Below are 20413 nucleotides of genomic sequence, written 5' to 3' on the forward strand. Positions count from 1 at the left end.
CCTAATTACGATTTACTTTTCTATTTTTACGTACTGATTTTCCCATATGAGCCAATATATTGAACGTTATCAGCGGAGAAGGTTGATTTCCTCCTATTTTTCAGTCGTTTTGAGCATTGCCCTAGTATTGTTCCTTCTTGGTGTTCTTGGACTTTTGGTACTCAATACCAAAAAATTGGCAGATCACTTTAAAGAACAGATTACCATTTCTGTCTTTTTAAAGGACAACGCCAAACCCATTGAGATTGAACAGCTTCAAAAAAGTTTGGCACTAGCCGATTACACGAAATCTGCAGATTATGTATCCAAGGAAGATGCGGCAGAGCAATACAGTGAAGATATAGGTGAGAATTTTGTGGAATTTTTAGGCTACAATCCACTTAAGAATTCCATCGATGTAAATCTTAAGGCCGATTTTGTATCCCCAGAACAAATTGAGGCCATTGCAGGAGATATTTCCGCAAAAGCCTATGTTGAAGAAGTTAGTTATGACAAACCTTTAATCTCACTGTTAAACGATAATGTTAGGAAAATCAGTTTGTGGATTTTAATCGCCAGCGCCGCTTTTACCGTTATTGCGGTATTGCTCATCAACAGTTCCATTAGATTGTCCATATACTCCAAACGTTTTATCATAAAGACCATGCAAATGGTTGGAGCCACCAAAAGATTTATCCGTCGGCCATTCATATACACCAATATTAAATTGGGTATGCTAGGAGCTGCACTGGCCTTGATTGCCCTTGCTGGAGTGTTGTATTATGTCAACACCAATTTCCCAGAACTAAACTTATTCCAAGACTTTGTTGTCCTAATTCTTCTGTTCGCAGGAGTTTTTGGCTTGGGTGTCCTTATTTCCTGGGGCAGTACGCATATTGCCACCCAGCGGTTCCTTAATTTAAGGACTGATGATCTTTATTATTAACTTTACGGCATGAGTAAGAAAAATAAGAACGTTGCAAAACCAAAAAAAGAGTTCATTTTTGAAAAGAAAAATTACACGTTTCTTTTCATCGGACTTGCGTTTATAGCTCTAGGATTTATTTTGATGAGCGGTGGTGGTAGCGACGACCCCAATGTTTTTAATCCGGATATCTATAGTTTTAGGCGGATACGATTAGCACCCACTTTGGTGCTCATAGGTCTTGGGATTCAGATCTACGCCATTTTGTTGAACCCTAGCAAAAACAAAAAGTAATTGGAACTTATTGATGCAATCATCCTTGGAATTATCCAAGGACTTACTGAATTTTTGCCGGTTTCCTCTAGTGGACACCTTGAGTTGGGTAAGGCGATACTGGGTGCGGATTCCCTTCCTGAGGAGAGCTTGCTGTTCACCGTGGTACTTCATTTTGCCACAGCACTCAGCACAATTATAGTTTTCAGAAAAGATGTTTGGGAGATTCTGAGGGGGCTATTTCAGTTTAAATGGAATGAAGAGACCAGGTTCTCCTTAAAAATCATCATTTCCATGATTCCTGCGGCCCTCGTGGGGTTCTTTTTGGAAGATTTTCTGGAAGTCTTTTTTGACGGGGCGATTATCATCGTGGGCATTATGCTCCTAATTACAGCTATTCTTCTTTATCTGGCAGATTTAGCCAAGACCACGGATAAAGGTGTTTCTTACAGAGGTGCCCTTGTGATTGGAATGGCTCAGGCCGTGGCCATTTTGCCCGGAATTTCCAGAAGTGGAGCCACAATATCCGCCGCAGTTCTTTTAGGAGTGGATAAATCCAAATCGGCCCGATTTTCCTTTTTAATGGTGGTACCACTTATTATGGGAAAAATGGCAAAGGATCTTTTAAGTGGTGAGGTCAATTTTGTTGGTGACCAAGCTGTTGCCATGGGAGTAGGGTTTATTGCCGCTTTTATTGCGGGACTTGCAGCCTGTACTTGGATGATCAAATTGGTACGACAAAGCAAGCTTTCATATTTTGCTATTTATTGTTTGATTGTAGGACTTATTGCCATTGCTTGGAGCATTTGGGGATAATAGTACCGACCGATATGTAACTTTGACCTTTAAACCCCTATCTACTTGAAGACCAAAGAAGATTTTTTAGCTGGTCAAATCCTTTTGATCGATAAGCCTTTGGAATGGAGTTCGTTCCAGGCCGTCAACGCTTTAAAATGGGCCATCCGAAAAAAGTTCGACCTTAAAAAGATCAAAATTGGCCATGCTGGAACCTTAGACCCCTTGGCAACCGGACTGCTTATCATCTGCACCGGTAAATTCACCAAGAAAATACCTGAGCTGCAGGGTCAGATCAAGGAATATACCGGAACCTTTACCCTTGGTTCTACCACCCCATCATATGATCTGGAGACCGAAGTGGACCAAACCTTTCCCACCCAACACATAACCGAACGGGAAGTCCACGGGGCCACATCCCAATTTTTGGGAGAAATTGAGCAGGTACCGCCCGTTTTTTCTGCGCTAAAAAAAGATGGTAAACGCCTCTATGAGTTCGCCCGGGAAGGCAAGGAAGTGGAAATTAAATCGCGAAAAGTTGAGATTCAAACCTTTGAAATCACTGAAATCCGGATGCCCGAAGTAGACTTTAGGGTAGTATGTAGCAAAGGCACGTATATCCGATCGCTGGCCCATGATTTCGGAAAATACCTGGATTCCGGAGCCCATTTGTCTCGACTCAGAAGAACCAAAATAGGCGATTTCAACGTACTTAATGCTGTCACCCCCTCGGTTTTCAAGGAGAATTTGGGTCAAGAAGATTGATTTCATTGACAGAAAGAGGTTCCAAAAGTGCCGGGATAAAATATTTTTAAAAAAAAGCGGTTATAATATCACTATGAACCTTAACAGAAACCAGTTATCATTTTTAATAACTTTTTTCTCCATGTCCCTAATCGTTTTGTTGTTGTACAACATCCATTTAGGCGGTATGCAAGAGGAAGAGTATGTTATTGAAATGAGCCTGGCGGATGAAGATATTGAAGAACTGTTAAGGGAGGAAGAAGAGCGCTTGGAGGAATTGATGAACAATGATCCCATAAAAAGCCACATGGCCTTCAATGAAACGGCCAAACCAAGCGTGGGAAATCCAGAACCGCTAAAGACTTTGGAAGAGCTTCTTGAGGAAAAGGCCTTAAATAGCGAGGAGGGTGAATATTCCGATTCGGATAGCGAATTTGCAGAGCAATTAAAGCAATTAGCTGCCAAACGAGAAGAAAAAAAACAAAAACTTGGCGAACGGGAAGCCCAGAAAGAAGAGTTTACGAACAACCTGAAAGACCGACGCACTTCTATTTCATATTCCCTGGTGGAACGTAATGCCTACTCATTACCCCCTCCCATTTACACCTGTATCGAGGGGGGCAAAGTGGTCATTAATATAAAAGTGGACAACAATGGCTATGTCACTGAAGCGGATTTTAACGACAAAAGCTCCGGGACCAATAACTACTGCCTCATTGAAAATGCCATTACCTATGCGCTTAAGGCCAGGTTTAGTCCAGATTCCAAAAGTACCCAGATAGGGACCATTACCTATTTATTCCAAAGGAAGTAGCTCCAAAAGGTCGCTTAAAATAGTTTTTCCCTTATCCTTATTGTACCACACCTGAAGATCTTGTTTGAATTCAGCTGTAAGTTTCCCATGTTCCTCTTTGTAGGATTGAACCATTTGGGTGGCCGTGCTGGGTCTAGGACCCCATTCTGCCATAACTTCCTGCTTTTCTTCGTCTAGGATGACCAGTTTTGGGATAGATCGGGAACCATTGGTAAGAAATTGATCCATCAAATCCAGGTTTTGATCTCTAAGGACAATCTTGAACCCAATATTGGGATTGAGTTCTGTTATTTTGTTCATAACAGGTAAACTTGGCGCAGCATCTCCACACCAACTTTCGCTCAAGACCAAGAAAGTGAGTTTTGTATCAATTTTGGCAATCTTCGCCTTGACTTCCTCATCAATCTTAATGGTCTTGTCCCATCGTTTCATTCTTCTATTGTTGAGCTCCGTATAGTTGATCAACGATTCCAATTGTTCCGGTCCACTGGTTTGTCGGTTTTCCGCCAACTGATGCACCAATTCCCTATACTCTTTATACTCCATTCCAGCAGAAATAGCGTGCTCAATACGATCTATCTGCTCATCTTTAATATTATCTGTTATCAACTGCATATCTACTTTTTCCAAATGTAAGCTGCAAAAACAGCACTAAATCTGATTTTTGTCATTGGTGGTAATTCTATTGCAAAACTTACAATTCACTTGGATTCAACGGAAAACAATGGCTAAAGCAATTCATTATGAGTTCAACAGCCTTTTCTTGACCATTCCTCCTTTTGTGTCATTAATACTGTTCATTACCACAAAAGCAGAGCTATCTATCTCATCAATCTCGATATACAATTTTCGGATTTCCAAACGGGTGATCACTGTATAGATTACTTGGTATTCATTTTGTTCGCCCTGATTGCCATACCCTCCTTTGGCTTCGTAAATGGTAAGGCCCCTCCCCATTTTTTCAATGATCATTTTTCTAATTGCCTCACTTTCACGCGATATTATAGTAACCCCCGTATATTCCTCGATTCCTTCCACCACAAAGTCCAAAGTCTTGGAAGCCGCCAAGTAGGTCAACATGGAATAGAGTGCAGACTCAATCGACAACAAATAGGCCGCTGCCAAGAAAATAACAACATTGATAAGGATAATGATATCACCAATTTTAGCGCCCCACTTTCTACTCAGAAAAATGGCAAGCACTTCTGTCCCGTCCAGCACACTTCCGCCCCGAATGGATAATCCGATACCCGCTCCCAAGAAAAACCCACCAAAGACGGCCACCAAAAGCCGATCTTGTGTAACCTCTGGGAACTCTATCAATGCCAATGTTAGCGCCAAGCCCAAAATGGCGACCACGGTCTTCAATGCAAATTGTTTGCCTATGACCTTGTAGGCCATAAACATAAAAGGCAGGTTGATAAGTACAATAAGCATCCATAACGGTGCAGCGGTAACTTCGGAAACCAAAAGGGAAATCCCGGTCACTCCACCGTCAATAAACCTGTTTGGCAAAAGAAAGCTTTCCAATCCGAAGGCGGCAGAGAAAATTCCCGTAACGATAAAAAAGGAGTCTTTAGCAATCCTTCCCGTATTGGTCTTGCCACTCCATAATCCCAACATGCCTTTTTTGTATGCCATAATCTAGTTTCACAGGTTCATTGGATTAATTGCCAAGCTCTTGAACAACATTGCTTTGGTATGGAAAAACTTGTTCTGGACCTCATTTTGCTTCAGGTTGGCATCTATGAGTTTACTTTCCCGGGAATTGATCAAAAAGAGGGAGCTCTCCCCAAAGGTAAATTTACGTTCCTCCGCTGCCAATAGCGTTCCATAATCAGAAACAATATCTGCTATTAGTTGATTTTGTGTGGTATATGAATCCAGCTCGCGATATATGGCCACCACCTTATTCTGAATTTCAACTTGCGCATTGTCCCTTTCAAATTCCACATCCCGTAGTTTGAACTTTGCAAGCTTTAAATCGCCCCTTTCCTTCCTTAAAAAAAGAGGAAAACTGAAGGTTAGGCCACCCTTAAAATCTTCAACAACGAAGGAATTTATATTACCGGGGGATTCTGTAAGAAAGTTGTACTCTACATCCAATTTGGGCAACAGTTTGTTGGCCTTCAGTCTTCTATCCACAATGAGGCCATCAATTTTATAGTCAAGTGACCTTAACTTGGGATGGTCCTCCAAAGCAAAGCTATCCAAGGGTTTTCCCATAATTTCCAGGGTCGTATCAATATCTTGATCTACCTCAACATCAGGAACCACATCGGGTTGTAGCTCAACCGGCACATCGTTTATCCATAGATAATTGGAAAGCTCGAGTGATTTCTTCATCAGCTTCACCGTGGCCTGTTCTTTGCCCAATGCCCGATTTTGTACTGCAATTTTAGCCTCCACTGTGTCAATGGCCGCTACATCCCCAACTCTGGCCCTTTGTTTTACACCATCGAGTCTAATCTCCGCATTGGTAAGAAAATCGTTAAAAACCTGCATGTCCTTATAGGCCTGCAACCAATCAAAATATGCGACCGAGGCTTTATAAAGGACCTCGTTGACCAAAAGGTCTTGATCTGCCTTTGACTGCTCCCTAAAAAACTTCGCCTTACGCAAAGTTGCCATACGCTCATTGATCCAGAACCCCCTGCCAAGTGACATGGACACACCTGCACTGTAAAGGCCATCATCCGGAAGTGTTTCATCAAGATTAATAAAGGTCCCTTCCCGCTGCTCAAAATTTCCTTTAAGCTCCACACCAAACCAGGTGGGAATCTTGAATGTGGTGTTCAGTCGGTCCCAATATTCTGTCCCCTTGAATTCCTTTCGGTCATAGTCCACCTCGATTTTGGGGTCAAAACCTCCTCTTGCCTTCATTAAATTAGCCTGACCTGCAGCAATGGTCAATTGGGCCTGCTTGGCAATTGGATGGTATTTTTTCACATAGCCCAGATACTCCTTAAAATTTAGGACCAAGGTATCTTGCTGGGCATGTATACCGTTTACGCCTGCAAAAAAAAGAATGAGTAATAAGAAAATGGAGCTATTTCTTTTTAACATCCGCAATCTTATTTTCAGGTTGGTAATAATTAGGTGGGAAGCCGTTCAATTGCCTCCATAATTCAAACCAAATGGGCACATCGTCCAAAAGGGCAATGGTGTTAGCCCCAGAGCCCACTCTAATGGCATCAGGCCAAGGCGCATCCTCTTTGTCAGGTGCCAAAAGGACCCTATATTTTCCATTGGGACTTATAAACGTCTCCACAGCAACTACCTCTCCTCCAAAAGTTCCAAAGGAAACATTGGGCCAGCCGTTGAAAACAATTGCAGGCCATCCATCAAACTGAATCCGCACCTTCTCACCTAAGTGGATCAGTGGTAAATCTATGGGTTCCACATAGGTCTCCACAGCCATATCAAAGTTGGAAGGCATAATGCCCACCAATCGGTCTCCCTCCTTAAAGGTCTCGCCAATTCCGGACTGAAGGGCACGATTGATAAACCCACTTTGGGGTGCCCTGATGTACAACAAACTGTTTCGCATGGCATAGTTGGTATAGGCATTCTCCAACTTGGTCACTTGGGCCTCGGAATCAAACTGGTTGGATTGTGCTGTGAGCATATCACTTCGGGCCTTTGAAATCTTGTCCGTATACTCCGCCTGCACCCTATTGATCTCAACTTGGGCATTGATCACATTGTTCTTGCTCGTCAGGAGCTTGTTTTCCTGTGAAATCAATTTGGCTTGGGTTTCTTGAAGTTTCAACCTTTTTTCCTCCACATCGGTAACTGCCTTAAGTCCTTCCTCTTGCAGTTGCGATGTTCGATTGAATTGCCGCTCGGCAATAGTGATGTTCGTCTTGGCAGCTTCCAAATCTATGCTATCGCTCTGCACCTTCAATTTTGACTGAATCAGTTTGTTTCGTGCCTGCTGTAATTTTAATCCTCGCTCATTGGTCAAGGCGGAAATCTGCACATTTAAGGCTTTTACCTTCTCCTGATACGAGGTCACCGCCATGGATTTCGCTTTAACTTGCTTTCCTGTTCGCTCTACTAGATTTGGATCAAAATATTCACTTTTTACTTCCGATATAAACAGTATGGTATCCCCTTTCTCCACATAATCTCCTTCTTGCACGTACCATTTCTCAATCCGTCCAGGTATTGGTGACTGAATGGTCTGTGGGCGTTGGTCCGGTTTTAAGGTCGTGAGGTACCCTTTCCCTGAGATGGTCTGGGTCCAGGGCAGAAACATAACAATAAGCGTGATTACCGAAAAAATAGTGAGCAATCTGTTGAAATGCTTGTTGTGACGCTTGCCAAAAACCTTCTTTGCAGCCTTATATTCGCTAAGGTCTACTGTTTGATTGAGTTTATTTGGAGATATATTAAGCATAACTGTCTACCTTTCGTTAATCAATTTTCCCTTTTCCATGGTGATAATCCTGCCACAACGTGCGGTCCATTTCGGGTTCTCACTAACAATTACCAACGCCCAGCCATTACTGGAGTCGGTTAAAAAGTCTATAATTCTGTCGGCTTCCACTTCTCCAAATTGATCCAGGGGGTCTTTTAGGATCAACAATTTAGGTTTGCGAACAACGCTTCTGGCCAAAACAATTTTCTTGGAAATAGTATAGGGAATTTGCCTCCCTTCTGGGTAGAGTACCGTATTAAGTCCATGCGGCTGCTCTTTTACGAATTGTGTAAGACCTGTTTTTTCCAAGGCCCAGTAAACCTCCTCTTGGGAAATATCCTTATTTCCAAAGGTGATGTTGTTCAGAATAGTACCCTCAAAAGGGGTTTCCTCACTTAGGGATTGACCTAGATTGGAACGGTAGTAGTTTAAATTAATCCCTTGGATAGCCACATTGTTCACAAAAATCTTTCCTTGGTCTGGCTCCAAAATACCGGCAATAAGGCGCAGTAGGGTGGACTTCCCAGAACCACTTGTTCCCTGTAACAAAATGGTACAGGAAGGCGTTATGGTCAGCGACACACCGTCAATGATCTTTTTGTCCCTTTCTGGGACATGGTACGATACATCCTCCAATTCCACGGTGAAACCTTCATTTTCGCCAAATGGTTTTTCCCCGCTCTGGGGCTCCAGTTTTTTATCCACAACTTGTCCAAGCTTTTCCAATGAGGTAAGCAAGTCATAAAAGGTTTCCAGTCCCAGAATCATTTTTTCCACAGAGCTAATCACCAAAATGATAATAATCTCAGCCGCTACGAACTGTCCTATGTTCATTTCCTGATTCAACACCAAAAGACCTCCAATCAACAACAAACCTGCCGTAACCAGCACTTTGAACCCAATCATTTGGATGAACTGCAGTACCAAAATCTTAAAGTGCCCTTCCCGTGCATCCAGATAATCCGCTACCAGAGTATCGTTCTTATCGATGGCATGAGTCGTCTTTCCAGATAATTTGAAACTCACTAGAGACCTTGCAATTTCTTGTATCCAGTGAGCGACCTTATACTTGTTTTTTGACTCATCCAAGCTGGTCTCCAAACCCCTTTGCGCAGTAAATTTGAACACCACATAAATCAACAGAATCAATAGAAGTCCGTAGATAATGAAAAAGGGATGATAGAATGATAGGAGCAACAATCCGAAAATAATCTGCAAAAACGCTGCTGGAAAATCAATCAAAATCTTAGAAAGTCCCTTTTGGACCGTTAGGGTATCGAAGAACCTATTGGCTAGCTCAGGCGGATAATAATTGCGAAGCTCGTGCATCTGGATTTTTGGAAAACGATATGCAAACTCAAAAGAAGATCTTGTAAAAATCTTTTGCTGTACATTTTCAATAATCCGCATCTGCATCAATTGGAGCGTCCCCGCAAAAGCAACCCCAAGGGTAACAAGCACCACAAGTACAATCCACGAAGTGCTCACTTGAGCCCCTTGAATAAGGTTTATTATTGCCTGTATCCCCAATGGAAGGGAAAGATTCACCAATCCGGCGAATATGGCATAGTAAAAAATTTGAAGGATATCTTTTTTATCCAATGCCAGCAATCCCATTAGGCGTTGCCAGGCAGTTAGAACTTTTTCAGCCATTAGTGTTTGGGTTTAAGGTGCGGAAAACCAAATCGGTAAAATATTGGGTAGGTGTTGTAGTTTCGTTACAATCGGTCAACATGGGAAAATGTTCCCTTAAAAAATATTGGTGCAAGGAACCTTCCAGAACAGTACTGGCCAAGCTTGAAGGATATGGATATTCATTATCCAGATCAACAATCATCTCATGCAACCTGTTAACCAATCTTTTATATATCACAAAATAACCCTCTTTGTTCTCCTGATCCACTTCCTTGGTAAGGTATGATTTGGAATATTCGTTGATTACTATCTTGTTGAGCAGTATCTCATTTACATGTGAAAACGCAACATCCTGTTTAACGGTTTGGGTGAGTATTTCAATTGCCTTTTTAAGTTTTTCAGCCGGATCCATTATAGCATTGGTCGCAAAGACCATTTTATACTCCAGCCATCCCCAATACCACGAGGCCAAATAGAGCAATAATTTATGTTTGTTCTCAAAGTAGCGGTATATGGAGCTCTCGTTGGATTTGATTTGCTCGCCCAGTTTTCTAAAAGTAAAACTTTCAAAACCCATCTCATCGATCATCAAGATGCTCTGCTCTATGATTCTTTTCCCAAGGTCCGATGACTCAGGGTCTTTTACGTAAATCTTCTCGTTGATTCCTATTCTTATGGACTGCATTAATCTATCCATGGTTGACTAATTATTAATTTCGATTCCAAAAATAACAGTATTACTATCATATAATAATAGTTTAACTTCCTTTTAACAATAGTAATACATTTTTATAAGCGATTAATTCTATCTTTATTGTGTTTAATTGGGAAAATTATTGCTATGAAGAAAAAATTACCCATATTATTATTAATGTTAATGAGCATGGGCCTAGTTGCCCAGGAACGCTATCAGTTGAAGGTGGAGCATTTCTCCGAAAGTCGGGGAGATTCTGAACTGGATACACTTTTGGAGATACCGTATACCAATGTGGTGGTCATGGAAAACTCGTTAAATTCCTCATCCGGATTCGGATTGCAGATGAACTTCCACGGGCAGGTGGTTTATGTGGATCATATGGAAACCATGGCAGATGGAAGCGTCCAGGTCATCCTAAGAAGGGAGGACGGCAGGAACTTCTATGGTTATAAACCCACCATAAAGGCGGTTTTGGTTCGATAGGAACCCTAAAATGACATTAACCTTTAAACATACCCAAAATGAAACAGATTTATGTATTTCTTACAGCAGCCCTGATGGCGTGCACCATGCATGCCCAAGAAGACTACACGGACTTGGTGCAAATTGGTGACAACATCACGATTGGTGAACCTACTGGTTCTTCCTATCAGCATATTGATGTCCCGCGAAAGAATTTTATTATCAAACGGGGCGGAATAGCAAACATTTCGAGTTTAAACAATCTTACGGTGACCGTGACAGACATCAACTACGGGGAAAATCCTAAGATTACCTTTAAGAGGTCCAACAACCAAAAGTTCTTTAGGGTTTACAAAACCATGACGGCATCGCTCAATGGAGCCATCGCTTCTGGAGAGCTAAGATTGCCAAAAATGGAGGGTAAGGGCTCCATCGTTAGGTAAAAACCCAAAGCACTTGAGCATGATACAAAAATGGCTACACAAGTGGTCAAAAACAGCAACAAAAGGGGAGCATACTCCCAAAACAGATTCTTATCTGTTGATTGAAGGATTGTTCTCCCCTTCTGAGGCTGCCGATGTACTTTTATCCTTGCTTAATGACAAAATCAAATTTCATTCGGTGCAACTGCTCAATCTACAACATCCAGATTGTCAGGATTCCCTGAACTCCAAAAACAGGATTGTCCAATTGAAAAAAGCAAAGGAGGAAATCACCACATTGATCGTGCAGGCCAAAAATGAAGGTCAGATATTGCAGATTCACAGTACCATAGAAATTTCCAAATCAGCTCCTAGTACTTCTCAAACCAGTCAAAATCCCGCTGGATAATCTGTTCTTTTTCCTGCTCAACATATTCCAAAAATGCGGTTGCGACCGGAGACAGTTTTTTCGATGCCAGCCATACCAAGTTCCATGTAGTCTGTATGGGTAGACTTCGCTTTGGAAATATCTCCAAGCTGCCGTTCTTTAGCTCATTTTTGATTCCAATTAAGGGCATTATGGAACAACCTAAACCAGCTATTACAGCTTGTTTTACCGCCTCGTTGGAGGTGAGTTCTATCCGCTTTCCTACTTGTATTTCTGCATTGTTTAAGTAGGTCTCCATGGCCGCCCTGGTTGCGGAACCCGGCTCCCTGAAAATCAATGGAGTGTCCTTTACGAACATTTTCTTGGAGAGCAATATTTTCTTGTAATGATTTGGATTGGCAACCAAATACAGTACGTTCTTCATCAAGCTAGCCTTCTTTAGTTTCAGGTGATCTGGTAGGACAGACACCAGTGCAAAATCCACTTGGTTCTCTTCCAAGCTTTGCACTACCCTGGCTTTGTTGGTCACATCCATAACAAGGTCCACTCCGGTATTGGCTTTCATGAATCCGGACAGGAAATAGGGCATAACGTATTTTCCTGTGGATACAACTGAGACCTTCAACCTTCCTGCAAGCTTCCCCCCAAAAGATTGCATTCGGTAATTAATGCCATCAACCTCAGATAGAATACGTTCTGCAGAAAGGGCTATCTCCCTACCAAAATCCGTTATGAACAACTTTCTGCCCACCACCTCGGTTAGCGGAATTGGGAACTGATCTTGAAAATTTTTCAACTGAATTGACACTGCTGGCTGAGTCAGATATAGTGCTTCTGATGCTTTTGTAATACTTTGTTTTTCAACAATTTGAGAGAATATTCGAAGTTGATGCAATGTATAATTCATAAATATTATTTATGTTTTTCATAATAAATATAAATAAAAATATATCTATTAATTCCCCAACCTTTGTAAAAAAAACAAACCATGTTGTTCAAACTCACACAAACCCAAAAGCTCGAATCGCAAAAAGTAAAAACCAAGAATCCTGAACGATTTTATCCGTTGTACTATGCCCTGACCGGATTTCTGTTTGGCGCAATTCTGGTGCTTTCGGCACTTAATGATTTTCTCTTCTTCGGATGGTTGAGTATCTCAATGTCCATCATTTTTGGACTTATGTCCATCCATCTCATAGGAAAAAACCAAACAAAAAAGTATTAGTTAAATCTTAAATCGAAAAACAATGGAAACCTTAGTTAAGACAGATCAAAAAATTCAATTGGTGGATGGTACATTCACAGCTTCGGAAGCACTGGATGTAATCACGGCTCTTCTGAATGAAAAAATAAACTTCCATAAACTCCAGAGACTTTCTTGGTGTGAGGGAAACCGTGATGCCAACACCAAGTATCCTGACGGAAGAATTCATGAATTGGAAACCGAAAAGCTTATCGCCAAGAACTTCATCAACAGTGTTCGAAGTGAAGGCAAAAGATTAAGAATCGACGGCATACTAAACATCACCTTGGAAGACTAACCTATGGATCTACACCTGCTATTGGATAACCTGACCAATCCTGCTTTACTTTTCTTCTTTTTGGGCATTGTGGCGGTGCAGCTAAAGAGCGATTTGGAAATTCCGGCAAACTCCTCCAAGTTTATCTCGTTGTATTTGCTTTTCGCTATTGGTTTTAAGGGGGGCATGGAGCTTTCCCATAGCCAGTTTAATATGGAAATCGTCTGGTCGCTCCTCTTTGGGGTGTTCTTAGCGATTTCAGTACCCGTTTTTGCCTATTTTATATTAAGACGAAAGTTCAGCGTTGAAAATTCAGGTGCCATAGCAGCGGCGTACGGATCGGTAAGTGCGGTCACTTTTGTGACCGCAATTTCCTTTCTGGAGCTGGAAAACATAAATTTTGGAGGCCATATGGTAGCGGTCATGGCCTTGATGGAAGCCCCGTCCATCATTATTGGCGTATTGCTCATGGCCTACTTCAAGAAGGAGAAAAAGGAAAAAGGAAATTTCTCCAAAGTGCTGCATCATTCCGTAACCAATGGCAGTGTGCTCCTTATCCTTGGAAGTCTGGCCATTGGCTTTCTGGCCAACGAACACCAGGCCGAAGGAATCAAACCTTTCACAACCGATATATTTAAGGGATTTTTGGCGGTATTCCTATTGGACATGGGAATAACTAGTGGCAAAAAAATCAAATCATTTTTGAACAAGGGATGGTTCGCCTTGATTTTCTCTATCGGACTTCCCATCCTTAATGGCTGTTTAGTAGCCTGGTTCAGTCAATTCATTACCGAAAGCGTAGGTAACCGATTTCTGTTCGCCATTTTGGCGGCCAGCGCATCTTATATCGCCGTCCCCGCAGCTATGCGGATTGCGGCACCCAAGGCCAGCCCAAGTCTATATGTCCCCATGGCGCTGGCCTTTACTTTCCCATTCAACATCACCCTTGGCATGCCGTTGTACCTTTTCTTGATACAATGGTTCTAATAAAAACAGAAGACTATGAGTAACCCTGGTACCCTAGTGCATTCAAAATCCAAGCCCAAGTCAATTCGAATTGGGTCGGTCTATATCATTGGAAAGCCTGTAAACGAAACCTACCTTTATTTAGAAAGCAATCTCCCCCAGTATGAATCCCATGACCAGTCCATCAGTTTATCCTCACATAAGCTTATCGGGAAGATGGTTTCCATAGTAGGCATCCTAAACCGCGCCAATTCCAAAGCCATTTACATATTGGGAAGACGTGATCGAAAAGACTTTTACAAGGGTTTGACGAAGATTTATGCAGACTTGGAAAACGCATTGGTCGCCAAAGAACTACTGGCAGTATAGAACTTTTATTTTTCTCCTATCTTTATCGAAAACCTAGCTTATGAGCAAACATCGCTGTGGTTGGTGTGAAGGAGACTCCCTTTATGAAAGTTATCACGATAAGGAATGGGGAACCCCGGTCAGGGATGATGACACCCTATTTGAATTTTTGGTATTGGAGACCTTTCAGGCTGGCCTTAGCTGGATAATGGTACTCAAGAAGCGAGAGAACTTCAGGAGCGCCTTCGACCATTTTGATTACAAAAAAATTGTCCATTATGACCAATCCAAGATTGATGGATTGTTGACAGATCCAGGAATTATTCGGAACAAACTCAAAGTGCACGCAACAGTTTCCAACGCAAGGGCATTTATGGAAACACAACAGGAGTTTGGCAGTTTCAGTGCCTATATCTGGGGATTTGTAGATGATGTCCCTATAAAGAATACTTTACAAAATTATAAGGATGGCCCAGCTACCACACCACTCTCCGATACCATAAGCAAAGACCTAAAAAAACGGGGATTCAAGTTTGTGGGGAGTACTGTCATCTACGCATTCATGCAGGCCATTGGTATGGTGAATGACCATGAAGTAAGTTGTTTCAGATATGATGAGGTCTAAACGGTTTTTTACTTTCCTTTTTTTATGTTTGGCTCTTTCCACAGTTGCTCAAAACAAATATGAGAAAGAGTATAGGATTCCCAAATCTGAATTCCCCTCCAATGCCTTACAAATGGTTTCACCTTATTTGGAGGACGCGAAAAGGGTTCGCTTCTATCATGAGACGGATAGTACCAAAAAAAGTTATGAGCTAAAGCTGAAGAAAGGTCGTCTGCATTACAGCATTGAATTCAATCAAAACGGAGATTTGGAGGATGTGGAGTTCTTGATAAAAGAAACGGACGTCCCTGAAGAAAGCTGGGCGAGGATAACAGATCAATTACAGTCCAAATTTAAAAAAATACGCATAAAAAGAATACAGCAACAACATCCTGCTGGGAGCACCGGAGTAGAAAAAGTCTTGCGCGATGCCTTTCAAAACCTTATCCTTCCTACCATCAATTACGAGCTTGTTTTTACCACAAAGGGGGAAAAAGGCTATCAGACCTTTGAAGGACTTTTCTCTGCTGAAGGACAACTAATAAAGCTTCGGGAATCATTATCGGCCGACTATGACCATATCCTATACTAGTTGGTGGAGTTGTTTACTTCTATTGTTGATGCCCATGATTTTTCACGGACAGGAAAACTTAACGGCCTATTGGCAGCCTCAAATGGCCCTTAACTATAGGGTTTCAAACAATTATTCCCATAATTTTTCCTTGGCGCACCGTAGTTATGTTATAGAGGATGGCGACTTCAGATTTAAGGGGCGGCAAATCGATCTGGTCCATTTTTCAAAATTCAACGTGCAGGATAACCAAAGTGTATCACTTGGTGTGCAATATCGGTTTAGAAACATTTTCGATGGTAAGCAGGATGAACTCCGTCTTACCCAACAATACAATATAACCTCTAGTCCTTTAGTTGTTCGTTTTGGTCATAGGCTCCGGACAGAACAGCGCATTTTGAAGAATTTGACCATCCATCGCTTCCGGTACCGATTTGCATCGGATTTTCCATTAAAGGGTGAAAAACTGGATATTGGGGAGCCATTTTTAATTGCCAGCATGGAACAACTTTTGAGTGTATCCAAAGGCAGTTCACCCCAATACGATGTGCGCCTAACAGGGCAAATGGGATGGAAAATGGACCGGAAACTAAAGCTACTTGTAGGCATAGAATACCGTATGGAGGACTACACCTTTGCAACTCCCCAAAACATATTGTTCCTGCTTACCAGCGCACAACTTTCCTTTTAACTTTCAACAACTTTATTGTGGTAATTGTGCTGTATGGAAACAAAGTTCTGATCAAGTTTTTACAGGCTATTGAAATTTCTCTATCTTTCAGGGAACTACACAAACTAACTTTATTCTAATACAATGGGAGCACTTACGCTTATTTCTTTCCTAGGATTTACTCTTTTTGTTGCGGTAGTAGCTTGGTATGCTACCAGAAAAACCGATGAAAAATCTGCCGATGGCTATTATCTGGGGGGCAGGACCCTCGGGGCCGTTACTATTGCTGGGTCCTTGTTACTGACCAACCTTTCCGCAGAACAAATTGTGGGATTAAATGGTCAAGCTTTTGACGAAGGAATCATGGTCATGGCCTGGGAAACCTTGGCGGCCATAGCTATGGTGTTCACGGCCATATTTTTGCTGCCAAAGTATATGAAAAAAGGGATTACCACAATCCCCGAGTTCATAGAAAAACGTTTTGACAAACAGACCAAGGCATTACTTTCCATACTGTTCCTTTTCGCGTATGGCATTGTGCTGCTGCCAACCATTTTATATTCAGGATCGCTTGCTTTTAGCACCATGTTCGATTTGCCCAATGTTCTGAATATGGATCCTTGGACGGTCATCTGGATCTGCGTTTGGTCCATCGGTCTCATAGGCATGGTCTATGCGATTTTTGGCGGTTTGAAGGCTGTTGCCGTTTCAGACCTTATCAATGCGGTTGGACTGCTTATTGGAGGACTTTTGATTCCGGTTTTTGGACTAATGTTAATTGGTGATGGAAGTGTGGGGAAAGGCCTTGGTATTTTATGGGATACTAACCCCGAAAAATTTATCGTAAAAGGTGCCGTGGATTCCTCTATCCCTTTCGGAACCATTTTTACCGGTATGATGTTGGCCCAGGTCTACTACTGGGGAACCAATCAGTCCATATTGCAAAGGGTATTCGGAGCCAAAAGTTTAAAAGAGGGTCAAAAAGGAATGCTATTGGCCGCCTTTGTCAAATTTGTGATTCCAATTGTGGTGGTGGTACCCGGTATTATCTCCTGGCATGTGTTTAACGGCCAATTGGAAAATGCCGATCAGGCATATCCCGCTTTGGTGGCTAAGGTACTCCCGGCCAGTTTAACAGGCTTCTTTGCCGCTGTTCTCTTCGGGGCAGTGCTCAGTTCATTCAACAGTTTGTTGAACAGTAGCGCCACGCTGTTCGGTTTTGATCTCTATAAATTCTTCTTTAAAAAAGACGCTACGGATATGGAAACGGTAAAAGCTGGCAAACGATTTGGTCTTGGCTTGGGTATTATCTCCATGACCATTGCGCCTTTTATTGCCAATGCCCCTGATGGACTTTTTAGTTATATCCAGCAATCGTTGGGAAGTTTAAGTGTACCTATTCTTGCTGTGGTGATGACGGGAATCTTGACCAAAAGAGTGCCCGCGTTGGGTGCCAAAGTGGTTATGGTAGGAGGCGTCATTCTTTATTTGATAAGTTTACTATTCCTGGAGCCTCACTTTAGGGAAAGTGCTGTTGCACTTGCTGAGTCCCAAGGCATAACGGATGCAGCTCAATTGAGCATCATAAAAGCGGAGGCCTATCCCCATTATTTACATGTTATGGGAATTTTATTTGTCTTCAATGTTGTTGTTATGCTGATTTTTGGTAAAATTATGCCCAAAAAAGAGGTTACTGTGGAAGAAAGCACGGATGTTATCGACATCACACCTTGGAAATATGCTTTTGCAATAGGAGGAGTCATTTCGCTCTTGGTCATCAGCACCTATTTCATCTTCACCTAACTTCTGGAATCAACTTTTAGGTACATGACAAAATCTTGGTGGAAAGAGAGTGTGGTATATCAAATATATCCACGCTCATTTAATGACACTACTGGAAACGGTATTGGGGATATTCCTGGTATTATTGAAAAACTGGACTATATCAAATCCCTAGGTGTGGATGTAGTATGGCTATGCCCGGTTTATGAGTCACCAAATGATGACAATGGCTATGACATAAGCGATTACCGTAAAATTTCAGAGGATTTTGGGGGACAAGAGGCCTTTGATGAACTTCTGGAGAAAATGCATCAGAAGGGTCTGAAATTGGTTATGGACCTTGTGGCCAACCATACTTCCGACGAACATTATTGGTTTCAAGAATCCAAAAAATCCAAAACCAATCCTTATAGGGATTATTATGTTTGGAAAGACGGTAAAGAGGATGGCCCTCCCAATAACTGGACATCTTTTTTTAGCGGAAGTGCTTGGCTGCATGACGATACTACCGACCAATACTATCTCCATTACTTCACCAAAAAGCAACCAGACCTCAACTGGGAGAATCCCGAAGTGAGGAAAGAAATCCATGATGTGATCAAGTATTGGTTCGATAAGGGGGTGGATGGTTTTCGTATGGATGTGATTTCAGTGATCTCCAAACCTGAAGGCCTGCCAGACACCACTTTTGAGAAATTTCAGGATACCATAGAAAATGACTATGCCAATGGCCCTAAAATTCATGACTACCTAAATGAAATGAATCGAGAGGTCCTATCTAAATATGATATCATGACGGTTGGGGAGGGTCCTGGAATCGACCTTAAAAACGGTCCGCTTTATGTGGATGAAAGTCGAAATGAACTGAATATGGTCTTTCATTTTGATCATATGTTCATCGACTGTGGTCTGGGTGGAAAGTATGACCCCAGGGAATTCAACTTAAATGAGTTTAAGGAGGTATTCTCGAATTGGGACAAAGCACTGAAGGACAAAGGTTGGGGAAGTATCTTTTTAGGGAATCATGACTTTTCCAGGATGATATCCCGGTTTGGTGATGATGGAACGCACCATAATGCTTCGGCCAAACTGTTGGTTACCCTATTGATGACTCTAAGGGGAACGGTTTATGTATACCAGGGAGACGAAATTGGGATGACCAATGTGGCCTATCCCCACATTTCCGACTATAATGATGTGGAGACCCTGAACGCATATAAAGAGGCCAAAGAACAAGGTAAGGACATGGACGCGTTCATGTCTGTTGTCCATGCTCAAAGTAGGGACAACGCGCGTACACCCATGCAGTGGGATACTCATAAAAATGCAGGTTTTTCAGATGGAAAACCTTGGCTAAAGATCAATCCAAATTACACGGATATCAATGTAGCGGCCCAAGAACAGGATACAAACTCGATATTGAACTACTACAGGGAAATGATTGCTTTTAGAAAGGCCCATCCCACCATGGTCTATGGAGATTACGAATGTATCGATAACGGCCATGAAAGCATCTACGCATACCTTAGATGGGATGCGGAACATTGTTTTCTTGTGTTGCATAATTTTAGCGACCGCACCCAAACTTATGCTTCGCCAATACAGGGGAATGGTTTTGGATTGATGAAATCAAACTTATCCGACTTTACCGATCAAATTTATGAACTAGCACCCTGGCAAACCAAGATTTTAAAGGAGCACTAGACTATTTGGCAAGGGCTTCCATAAACTCTTCCCTAGGTATTTCCTTGGCGCCTAAACTTTGCAGGTGAGGAGTATGGATTTGGCAATCTATAAGCCTATACTTTTTAGCCTCCAGTTGTTGGGCCAACTGTATAAAGGCAAATTTTGAGGCATTGGGCCTAAGACTGAACATGCTTTCGCCACAAAACACATGCCCTAAGTCTATTCCATAAAGTCCCCCTACCAAAATATCGCCTTCCCAAACTTCCAAAGATTTGGCAAACCCGCGGTCAAAGAGCTCCAGATAGGCCGATTTCATGTTGGGAGTAATCCAGGTACCATCCTGATCTCTTCGTTCCACCTTGGCGCAATGCTCCAAAATCTTTTCAAAACAGGTATTTTGGGTTAAGGTGAACTGTCCATCACGCAACACCTTTCTCATGCTTTTGGAAATTTTAATCTCCCTTGGGTAGAGCACCATACGCGGATCTGGACTCCACCATAAAATCAGGGCGTCATCATTAAACCAAGGAAATATTCCATTTTTATAGGCGAGCAGTAAGCGCTCAGGAGAGAGGTCTCCTCCGACAGCCAAAAGTCCATCTTCATTGGCCTGGGATACCGACGGAAATTCCAATCGATCTCCAAGAAAAAACAACGGAAAATTATTGGCGTCTTTTTCCATTTGCAATTTTTATCTAAAATTACTGAA

At 42.0% G+C, this 20413-nt stretch carries 25 protein-coding genes; 17 read left to right on the plus strand and 8 right to left on the minus strand.

The genetic code is table 11. From position 1 onward, the window contains the following. Positions 1-46: 46 nt before the first annotated feature. From BUC10_RS07530 to BUC10_RS07550, 5 genes are all read left to right on the plus strand, one after another. Entirely contained in the window at positions 47-925 is an 879-nt protein-coding gene (locus tag BUC10_RS07530) for a cell division protein FtsX (protein WP_073177982.1), read from the plus strand. A 9-nt stretch (positions 926-934) separates the two neighbouring features. Continuing rightward, positions 935-1198 (plus strand): DUF3098 domain-containing protein, encoded by a 264-nt coding sequence (locus BUC10_RS07535; protein WP_073177984.1) that lies wholly within the window; start codon positions 935-937, stop codon positions 1196-1198. Continuing rightward, positions 1199-1993 (plus strand): undecaprenyl-diphosphate phosphatase, encoded by a 795-nt coding sequence (locus BUC10_RS07540; RefSeq protein ID WP_073177986.1) that lies wholly within the window; start codon positions 1199-1201, stop codon positions 1991-1993. A 45-nt stretch (positions 1994-2038) separates the two neighbouring features. Beyond that, the gene (truB, locus tag BUC10_RS07545) at positions 2039-2737 is read left to right on the plus strand and encodes a tRNA pseudouridine(55) synthase TruB (protein ID WP_073177988.1); all 699 of its coding nucleotides are present in this window, start codon (positions 2039-2041) and stop codon (positions 2735-2737) included. Positions 2738-2810: 73 nt separating this feature from the next. Beyond that, complete coding sequence (locus tag BUC10_RS07550) at positions 2811-3530, plus strand: hypothetical protein (RefSeq protein WP_073177990.1); 720 nt, start codon at positions 2811-2813, stop codon at positions 3528-3530. On the opposite strand, the gene BUC10_RS07555 is transcribed toward BUC10_RS07550, so the two are convergent. The 6 genes from BUC10_RS07555 to BUC10_RS07580 form a co-directional block, all read right to left on the minus strand. Then, entirely contained in the window at positions 3513-4145 is a 633-nt protein-coding gene (locus BUC10_RS07555; protein WP_073177992.1) for a thioredoxin family protein, read from the minus strand. The two genes, BUC10_RS07550 and BUC10_RS07555, sit on opposite strands and share 18 nt — an antisense overlap. Before the next feature lie 126 nt (positions 4146-4271). After that, a complete protein-coding gene (locus BUC10_RS17720; protein WP_073177994.1) occupies positions 4272-5171 on the minus strand; it encodes a YitT family protein in 900 nt (299 codons plus the stop codon). A gap of 9 nt (positions 5172-5180) precedes the next feature. Beyond that, a complete protein-coding gene (locus BUC10_RS17725; RefSeq protein WP_073177996.1) occupies positions 5181-6596 on the minus strand; it encodes a TolC family protein in 1416 nt (471 codons plus the stop codon). Beyond that, positions 6580-7932 (minus strand): HlyD family secretion protein, encoded by a 1353-nt coding sequence (locus BUC10_RS07570; protein WP_073177998.1) that lies wholly within the window; start codon positions 7930-7932, stop codon positions 6580-6582. The genes BUC10_RS17725 and BUC10_RS07570 overlap by 17 nt, the downstream gene beginning before the upstream one ends. Before the next feature lie 6 nt (positions 7933-7938). Further along, positions 7939-9606 (minus strand): peptidase domain-containing ABC transporter, encoded by a 1668-nt coding sequence (locus BUC10_RS07575; protein WP_073178001.1) that lies wholly within the window; start codon positions 9604-9606, stop codon positions 7939-7941. Then, complete coding sequence (locus BUC10_RS07580) at positions 9599-10285, minus strand: TetR/AcrR family transcriptional regulator (RefSeq protein WP_073178003.1); 687 nt, start codon at positions 10283-10285, stop codon at positions 9599-9601. Before BUC10_RS07580 ends, BUC10_RS07575 begins: the two co-directional genes overlap by 8 nt. A 144-nt stretch (positions 10286-10429) precedes the next feature. On the opposite strand from BUC10_RS07580, the gene BUC10_RS07585 reads away from it, so the two are divergent. Genes BUC10_RS07585 through BUC10_RS07595 form a run of 3 tightly spaced genes read left to right on the plus strand, consistent with a single transcriptional unit; the run spans position 10430 to position 11578 of the window. Then, positions 10430-10768 carry a hypothetical protein gene (locus BUC10_RS07585; RefSeq protein WP_131819060.1) on the plus strand — a complete coding sequence of 113 codons (339 nt, stop codon included), beginning with the start codon at positions 10430-10432 and terminating at the stop codon, positions 10766-10768. Between the two features lie 38 nt (positions 10769-10806). Then, positions 10807-11190, plus strand: a complete 384-nt coding sequence (locus tag BUC10_RS07590) for a hypothetical protein (protein WP_073178007.1) — start codon at positions 10807-10809, stop codon at positions 11188-11190. Between the two features lie 19 nt (positions 11191-11209). Then, positions 11210-11578: a hypothetical protein gene (locus BUC10_RS07595; RefSeq protein ID WP_073178009.1), complete on the plus strand. Its 369-nt coding sequence runs from the start codon at positions 11210-11212 to the stop codon at positions 11576-11578. Here the strand turns inward: BUC10_RS07595 and BUC10_RS07600 are convergent. After that, positions 11541-12464, minus strand: a complete 924-nt coding sequence (locus BUC10_RS07600; RefSeq protein WP_073178012.1) for a LysR substrate-binding domain-containing protein — start codon at positions 12462-12464, stop codon at positions 11541-11543. The two genes, BUC10_RS07595 and BUC10_RS07600, sit on opposite strands and share 38 nt — an antisense overlap. Before the next feature lie 81 nt (positions 12465-12545). Here BUC10_RS07600 and BUC10_RS07605 point away from each other — a divergent pair, with 81 nt between their 5' ends. The 9 genes from BUC10_RS07605 to BUC10_RS07645 all read left to right on the plus strand — a co-directional run bounded on the left by BUC10_RS07605 (position 12546) and on the right by BUC10_RS07645 (position 19722). Next, complete coding sequence (locus tag BUC10_RS07605) at positions 12546-12782, plus strand: hypothetical protein (protein WP_073178014.1); 237 nt, start codon at positions 12546-12548, stop codon at positions 12780-12782. A gap of 22 nt (positions 12783-12804) precedes the next feature. Continuing rightward, on the plus strand, positions 12805-13098 hold the full coding sequence (locus BUC10_RS07610; RefSeq protein WP_073178015.1) for a hypothetical protein: 294 nt from the start codon (positions 12805-12807) through the stop codon (positions 13096-13098). Positions 13099-13101: 3 nt separating this feature from the next. Then, on the plus strand, positions 13102-14064 hold the full coding sequence (locus tag BUC10_RS07615; protein WP_073178016.1) for a sodium-dependent bicarbonate transport family permease: 963 nt from the start codon (positions 13102-13104) through the stop codon (positions 14062-14064). A gap of 15 nt (positions 14065-14079) precedes the next feature. Continuing rightward, on the plus strand, positions 14080-14412 hold the full coding sequence (locus BUC10_RS07620; RefSeq protein ID WP_073178017.1) for a hypothetical protein: 333 nt from the start codon (positions 14080-14082) through the stop codon (positions 14410-14412). Between the two features lie 40 nt (positions 14413-14452). Beyond that, on the plus strand, positions 14453-15016 hold the full coding sequence (locus tag BUC10_RS07625) for a DNA-3-methyladenine glycosylase I (protein WP_073178018.1): 564 nt from the start codon (positions 14453-14455) through the stop codon (positions 15014-15016). Then, on the plus strand, positions 15003-15587 hold the full coding sequence (locus BUC10_RS07630) for a hypothetical protein (RefSeq protein WP_116465755.1): 585 nt from the start codon (positions 15003-15005) through the stop codon (positions 15585-15587). Before BUC10_RS07625 ends, BUC10_RS07630 begins: the two co-directional genes overlap by 14 nt. After that, positions 15568-16257: a DUF2490 domain-containing protein gene (locus BUC10_RS07635; protein WP_073178021.1), complete on the plus strand. Its 690-nt coding sequence runs from the start codon at positions 15568-15570 to the stop codon at positions 16255-16257. The genes BUC10_RS07630 and BUC10_RS07635 overlap by 20 nt, the downstream gene beginning before the upstream one ends. A 123-nt stretch (positions 16258-16380) precedes the next feature. Beyond that, positions 16381-18039 carry a solute:sodium symporter family transporter gene (locus BUC10_RS07640; RefSeq protein WP_073178023.1) on the plus strand — a complete coding sequence of 553 codons (1659 nt, stop codon included), beginning with the start codon at positions 16381-16383 and terminating at the stop codon, positions 18037-18039. 24 nt (positions 18040-18063) lie between these two features. Continuing rightward, positions 18064-19722, plus strand: a complete 1659-nt coding sequence (locus BUC10_RS07645) for an alpha-glucosidase (RefSeq protein WP_073178025.1) — start codon at positions 18064-18066, stop codon at positions 19720-19722. Between the two features lies 1 nt (position 19723). Here BUC10_RS07645 and aat read toward each other — a convergent pair whose 3' ends face one another. Then, positions 19724-20386 carry a leucyl/phenylalanyl-tRNA--protein transferase gene (gene aat / locus BUC10_RS07650; protein WP_073178027.1) on the minus strand — a complete coding sequence of 221 codons (663 nt, stop codon included), beginning with the start codon at positions 20384-20386 and terminating at the stop codon, positions 19724-19726. Positions 20387-20413: the final 27 nt, after the last annotated feature.

Source organism: Flagellimonas flava (genome assembly GCF_900129665.1).
In the GTDB taxonomy this organism is placed as follows: domain Bacteria; phylum Bacteroidota; class Bacteroidia; order Flavobacteriales; family Flavobacteriaceae; genus Flagellimonas; species Flagellimonas flava.

What these genes read in the sequence shown, in the direction of transcription:
- BUC10_RS07530 (WP_073177982.1), top strand. Translation starts at nt 47, where the DNA reads ATGAGCCAATATATTGAACGTTATCAGCGGAGAAGGTTGATTTCCTCC.
- BUC10_RS07535 (WP_073177984.1), top strand. Translation starts at nt 935, where the DNA reads ATGAGTAAGAAAAATAAGAACGTTGCAAAACCAAAAAAAGAGTTCATT.
- BUC10_RS07550 (WP_073177990.1), top strand. Translation starts at nt 2,811, where the DNA reads ATGAACCTTAACAGAAACCAGTTATCATTTTTAATAACTTTTTTCTCC.
- BUC10_RS07555 (WP_073177992.1), bottom strand. Translation starts at nt 4,145, where the DNA reads ATGCAGTTGATAACAGATAATATTAAAGATGAGCAGATAGATCGTATT.
- BUC10_RS17720 (WP_073177994.1), bottom strand. Translation starts at nt 5,171, where the DNA reads ATGGCATACAAAAAAGGCATGTTGGGATTATGGAGTGGCAAGACCAAT.
- BUC10_RS17725 (WP_073177996.1), bottom strand. Translation starts at nt 6,596, where the DNA reads ATGTTAAAAAGAAATAGCTCCATTTTCTTATTACTCATTCTTTTTTTT.
- BUC10_RS07570 (WP_073177998.1), bottom strand. Translation starts at nt 7,932, where the DNA reads ATGCTTAATATATCTCCAAATAAACTCAATCAAACAGTAGACCTTAGC.
- BUC10_RS07575 (WP_073178001.1), bottom strand. Translation starts at nt 9,606, where the DNA reads ATGGCTGAAAAAGTTCTAACTGCCTGGCAACGCCTAATGGGATTGCTG.
- BUC10_RS07580 (WP_073178003.1), bottom strand. Translation starts at nt 10,285, where the DNA reads ATGGATAGATTAATGCAGTCCATAAGAATAGGAATCAACGAGAAGATT.
- BUC10_RS07585 (WP_131819060.1), top strand. Translation starts at nt 10,430, where the DNA reads ATGAAGAAAAAATTACCCATATTATTATTAATGTTAATGAGCATGGGC.
- BUC10_RS07590 (WP_073178007.1), top strand. Translation starts at nt 10,807, where the DNA reads ATGAAACAGATTTATGTATTTCTTACAGCAGCCCTGATGGCGTGCACC.
- BUC10_RS07595 (WP_073178009.1), top strand. Translation starts at nt 11,210, where the DNA reads ATGATACAAAAATGGCTACACAAGTGGTCAAAAACAGCAACAAAAGGG.
- BUC10_RS07600 (WP_073178012.1), bottom strand. Translation starts at nt 12,464, where the DNA reads ATGAATTATACATTGCATCAACTTCGAATATTCTCTCAAATTGTTGAA.
- BUC10_RS07605 (WP_073178014.1), top strand. Translation starts at nt 12,546, where the DNA reads ATGTTGTTCAAACTCACACAAACCCAAAAGCTCGAATCGCAAAAAGTA.
- BUC10_RS07610 (WP_073178015.1), top strand. Translation starts at nt 12,805, where the DNA reads ATGGAAACCTTAGTTAAGACAGATCAAAAAATTCAATTGGTGGATGGT.
- BUC10_RS07615 (WP_073178016.1), top strand. Translation starts at nt 13,102, where the DNA reads ATGGATCTACACCTGCTATTGGATAACCTGACCAATCCTGCTTTACTT.
- BUC10_RS07620 (WP_073178017.1), top strand. Translation starts at nt 14,080, where the DNA reads ATGAGTAACCCTGGTACCCTAGTGCATTCAAAATCCAAGCCCAAGTCA.
- BUC10_RS07625 (WP_073178018.1), top strand. Translation starts at nt 14,453, where the DNA reads ATGAGCAAACATCGCTGTGGTTGGTGTGAAGGAGACTCCCTTTATGAA.
- BUC10_RS07630 (WP_116465755.1), top strand. Translation starts at nt 15,003, where the DNA reads ATGATGAGGTCTAAACGGTTTTTTACTTTCCTTTTTTTATGTTTGGCT.
- BUC10_RS07635 (WP_073178021.1), top strand. Translation starts at nt 15,568, where the DNA reads ATGACCATATCCTATACTAGTTGGTGGAGTTGTTTACTTCTATTGTTG.
- BUC10_RS07640 (WP_073178023.1), top strand. Translation starts at nt 16,381, where the DNA reads ATGGGAGCACTTACGCTTATTTCTTTCCTAGGATTTACTCTTTTTGTT.
- BUC10_RS07645 (WP_073178025.1), top strand. Translation starts at nt 18,064, where the DNA reads ATGACAAAATCTTGGTGGAAAGAGAGTGTGGTATATCAAATATATCCA.
- aat (WP_073178027.1), bottom strand. Translation starts at nt 20,386, where the DNA reads ATGGAAAAAGACGCCAATAATTTTCCGTTGTTTTTTCTTGGAGATCGA.